The organism is Acinetobacter sp. YH12249, from assembly GCF_013417475.1.
Taxonomy (GTDB): domain Bacteria; phylum Pseudomonadota; class Gammaproteobacteria; order Pseudomonadales; family Moraxellaceae; genus Acinetobacter.
Window position 1 is genome coordinate 1 of the sequence record NZ_VPDX01000058.1, and the last position, 4393, is coordinate 4393.

General features: G+C 37.1%; 4 protein-coding genes. 1 reads left to right on the plus strand and 3 read right to left on the minus strand.

The genetic code is table 11. From position 1 onward, the window contains the following. A partial coding sequence (locus tag FTV25_RS15640; RefSeq protein ID WP_180029616.1) for a hypothetical protein occupies positions 1–446 on the minus strand: 446 nt, incomplete at its 3' end. Beyond that, positions 443–1396, minus strand: coding sequence for a MobQ family relaxase (gene mobQ, locus FTV25_RS15645; protein WP_180004498.1), 954 nt, complete (start codon positions 1394–1396; stop codon positions 443–445). The genes FTV25_RS15640 and mobQ, both read right to left, overlap by 4 nt. A 213-nt stretch (positions 1397–1609) precedes the next feature. On the opposite strand from mobQ, the gene FTV25_RS15650 reads away from it, so the two are divergent. Next, a complete protein-coding gene (locus tag FTV25_RS15650) occupies positions 1610–1888 on the plus strand; it encodes a mobilization protein (protein ID WP_180009818.1) in 279 nt (92 codons plus the stop codon). Positions 1889–1897: 9 nt separating this feature from the next. Here FTV25_RS15650 and repM read toward each other — a convergent pair whose 3' ends face one another. Further along, positions 1898–2830 (minus strand): replication initiation protein RepM, encoded by a 933-nt coding sequence (gene repM / locus FTV25_RS15655; RefSeq protein ID WP_179995818.1) that lies wholly within the window; start codon positions 2828–2830, stop codon positions 1898–1900. Positions 2831–4393 lie beyond the last annotated feature (1563 nt).

The window sequence follows — 4393 nt, forward strand, 5'->3', positions numbered from 1 at the left end:
TCGCCATTTTTCCCATAGCCACATTGTTTTGTCATCACTTTAACGCATGTTTTCCCATCACATTTTGATAGATCTAAACTGTATTTTTTCAGGTTGTTTACTTCCGATCTGCGCTGCTGGATTTCATCCATACTTGGGACAAATAAAAATAACGCCAAGAACAGCACCATTACCAACGCTACAAAGGCGCTGGCAAACACGGCAATAAATTGATAGTTAAGACGGCTAGTTGCTTTATCTAACTCCTCAATACGGCTCTTTAATGCCCCTATAGCTTGTTTATTTGTCTCCTGTAGTGACTTTTCAGCCTTATCTAGTACCCCACTAGCTACTTGGGTGTAAAATGTCTCTAATCGCTTCTTATCGTCTGCTATGGCTTCCCTGTATTCCTTCATCGAAGCTAATAAAATATATAACTGGTCGTCTAAATCGTTTTGATTGCTCATAGGGAAGGCCCATTTCTATTCATGCTTTTGCGTTGTTTCAGCTTCATAGCTTGTTCTTGCTGTAGCTTTAACCGCTTTTTATGTTCCAGTTCTAGGCGTTTAGCTTCTTGATCTTTCTTCCATTGCTCAAACCCTTGTTCAACACGGTTAAAACCCTGTTCTAAGGTCTTTTCCTTGTGCTGTTGTTGGTATTGGAGCTGCTGGCTGTTCTGCTGTTTGATTGTGTCGTTGAAACGGCTGATCTCAGTATCTATGCCTTTCCTACGCATCTGGGTGACTTTGCTGCCTTCATGTATGGTGGCTTGTAGCTGATTGCCCTGATCGGCATAGCTGCGGTGGTCGATTCTTTCCCGATACCCTGCATATTCCAGAGCATGATTGGCTAAGTTTGCCCAGGTGGCTCGAATCTGTTTAATTTCTTCCTGGCTTGTTCCCATGCCTAGGCTTTTTCTTTTGGTGTTACTTAGTTCAATTTCCGTTTTTTGAGTAAGGACTAATTTATTTTCAGGGTCCAATTCTGCTTTGCGAGTTGTTAGCAAGATATGTGCATGATGGTTTTTATCATCTCCACCTTTGCTGGGTGCATGAATCGCTAAATCTGCGACCACCCCATAGCGATCTACTAAGGACTTGGCGAAGTCTTTAGCGAGTTCCTTGCGTTGTTCTTCGTCCAATTCATCAGGTAAAGCAATAACCCATTCTCTAGCGGTTCTGGCATCTTTGCGGTTTTCCATTTTTTCCGCCAGATTCCAGAGTTCGGCACGATCAATTTGAGTATCTAAGTTCGAGATAATTTCGGTATAAGCCACACCTTCTTTTCTCGTAAAGTCGTGCGTTAATCCTGTCCGTTCATCTGTCAATTTTTCTCCTGCACGATAGGCCATAGATGCTACCGCAGTTCGTCCAGAACTTCGGTTAATGGTCTTGGTCGTACAGTGATAAATTGCCATGCCTTAGCCTTGTGATGGTTTTGCTTTTGCTTTTAAAAATTGCGTAGCAATTTTTTGGGGTTAAGGGGAATCCCCTTACGCAAACTTTGACTTGGATGAAATCCAAGTCGTAAGTGCGCATTTCATGAAAAACACGATAGCATATAGCCCGCTTGAATTTCAATTCATAGGGCCTTATGCTTGAGTGGTTTTCTATATCCCGAAATCTGAATCATGACAAAAGCTGCTGAAAATCTCGAAAAGAAAATTGAAGCCCAGTTGGAAAAGTTGAAACAGTTAAAGGCTCGTAAACAGGCTATCGAAGCTAGAGAAAAATCAAAACAAAAAGAGCAGGAAAGAAAAGATGATACTCGACGCAAAATTTTGCTCGGTTCTTATTTGATTAAAAAAATGAATGCCAATGAAGCCAATAAAGAAAAAATACTCGCTGAACTCAACGAGTATTTAACAGAAGACAGAGATAGAGAGTTATTTAATCTTAAGTGTAATTAGTTTTTATTTTTATACGTTAAAACCATGCTCTACAAGCAAAGGAAAGAACATTTCAAAGTGTCTTTTTTCTGCTAGCATTTCAGCTAAAAGTTGTCCGAATTGTTCATAATTTCCAGTACCAATTAAGTGGCTATACTCACTTTGTACACGCTCATCATAGGCAAGTTTAGATCCAAACTTAAGACGTTGTGAATCAGTCATTCGGTTAAAAAAATCTCCTATATTTTTGTCTTTTTTAACTTCAGTTCTTATTTGCTTTTGCTTAAATTTGAATGAAAAGCCTGTAATTGAACGCCCTTTTTTGTGTTGCTCATAAGTTGTTACGATGTCTGTATGTTCATTGATTTGTTTGATTGCTGGTTCTAATACACGCTTTTTGAAATCACACATCGCTGTATATTCAGTATTTTCAAGCCCAATTCTATTTCTAAAGTCACTTAACTCAATTTGTGGAACTTTGCCAACTTCGCGCCAAGCAATGATTAACTCATAAAGCCTAATAGCGTATTTACTTGTAAGCTGTGTGACCTGCTTAAGTTGATAACTAGTGAACTGTTGCTCAAGTCTTGTAATCAAAGGCACTACATCTGGTGCAAAAGTGATTTCTAATGTAGCTGAATCATCAATATATTTAATACGGCTTACCCATCTAGACTTAACAGTTCCTACATTTCCCTTTTTATCTTCTTCTTTAAATGAAAATTGACGATCAAACAGGTTTAGAACAGCACTTTTCAGTGCTTTGTAAGCACCATCGTTACTAACATTAAAACGACTAGCGTAATCATTAGCATGTATTTCTAACTTACTATCAGCAGTTATACCGTTACCTGTTTGTCTTGCATTAATGATTGCAAGAAGTATTAAGCGCTGTTCGGTTACTTCTAAATTATAACTAGCGTTCATTAATGCGTTATCTTTCACAACAAGCTCATTCTTCATCTTCAAAGCATATTATTATTCAAAGTAAGGACACTGTATAAAGTTATCATTAAAAGGTCAATATTAATTAAGTCCTTAAATCAAGACTAAATGTCCTTTTATAACCGACTAAATGTCCTTTTATAACCGACTAAATGTCCTTTTATAACCGACTAAATGTCCTTTTATAGGGCTTGAAACCCTTCTGTAGTAAGGGTTTAAGAGTGTCTAAAAGCATTTAAAAGCTTTAAAATATATATAAAAGCATAAGTGAGCATGGAAAACAGCCCTATGCCCTCGCTAAAGCTCGGACGTTTTAACCTCGCTAAAGCTCGGTTGAGGGGCTGTTTTTTTTAAATAGAAGTTGAGGATTTAATAAAAAAAGAAACTAGGCCTTCGCTTCGCTCAGTAATCTTTATGCTCGCTTCGCTCGTTTAGATTCTAATTAATACAGTTCGCACCCTTCGGGATGCTCTATATCTTTCGTTAAGAAGCAAAGGGGGGGCTTGTAATCAGGGAAAAGGCAGGGGCAAAATTTTAATGCCAGGTGATCGCTCGTAGACACTCGCTCGGTTCTTACTGGAATGAATTTAATTATTAAAATATCTAATTAAAACCGTAGAACATAAAAAATAGAAAAGTTGCCGCCCTGTTGCTCTATGATTCAAGGCGGCAATCTCTAATATAATGATATTGAAGGAAAAAACAGTTATATTATGTTAATTTTAAGAAAACTTCAGAACTGATCTACTTACTGATAATAAATGCTCTGCCTAAGCGTTTTAGTATTTTTTCGATAGTGGGTTCTAAGACTTCTGGAGTTAGATTTAGTTTAATTTCTACAGGATAAGAGGTTAATAACTCTTTGATAGGAGGCCTTTGTTCATCAGGCAGACACTCGATTAGAATCATTAGAACTTTAGGCTCGAAGCATCTTTTTGATGTGGCTTTGAGAGTTAGGCTAGGCATGGACCACCTAAGTTATAATATTTTATATAAGTACCACTATATCAGATATTTAAATAAAAAAAATCCCAGCAGGTGCAGTGCTGAGATTAGGCGCTTTCTGGGCTTAGTTATTATCGTTATCAAAAAAGTATAACTCAGTTTTTGCTTAATTAACTTTCTTTTTAACTAACTCCAATTTACTTAACTCTTGCCTTTTTTTCTGATCATTTTCGATCTTAATAACCATAGCTAAAATGAAAACCATTACTATAAAACTTAGGAAAATCAAATGTTTTCTCATTTTTAATTCCTTTTTTTAGTATCTAAGAGTGCCTTTATTCTTTGCAAATTGATATGACATAAAAAATCAAAATTTAGCTCGATGCTTTGAAATATGGCTTTTGCCATGTTTCAAAGTCGAGCCACTTTGCGACACTAAATATCTGATAGGTTTGGGAGGAGCAGAGCAAAGTACCAGCGGCAATTATTTAGGGTCAATCACACAATAATCGCCATTTTTCCCATAGCCACATTGTTTTGTCATCACTTTAACGCATGTTTTCCCATCACATTTTGATAGATCTAAACTGTATTTTTTCAGGTTGTTTACTTCCGATCTGCGCTGCTGGATTTCAT

What these genes read in the sequence shown, in the direction of transcription:
- mobQ (WP_180004498.1), bottom strand. Translation starts at nt 1,396, where the DNA reads ATGGCAATTTATCACTGTACGACCAAGACCATTAACCGAAGTTCTGGA.
- FTV25_RS15650 (WP_180009818.1), top strand. Translation starts at nt 1,610, where the DNA reads ATGACAAAAGCTGCTGAAAATCTCGAAAAGAAAATTGAAGCCCAGTTG.
- repM (WP_179995818.1), bottom strand. Translation starts at nt 2,830, where the DNA reads ATGAAGAATGAGCTTGTTGTGAAAGATAACGCATTAATGAACGCTAGT.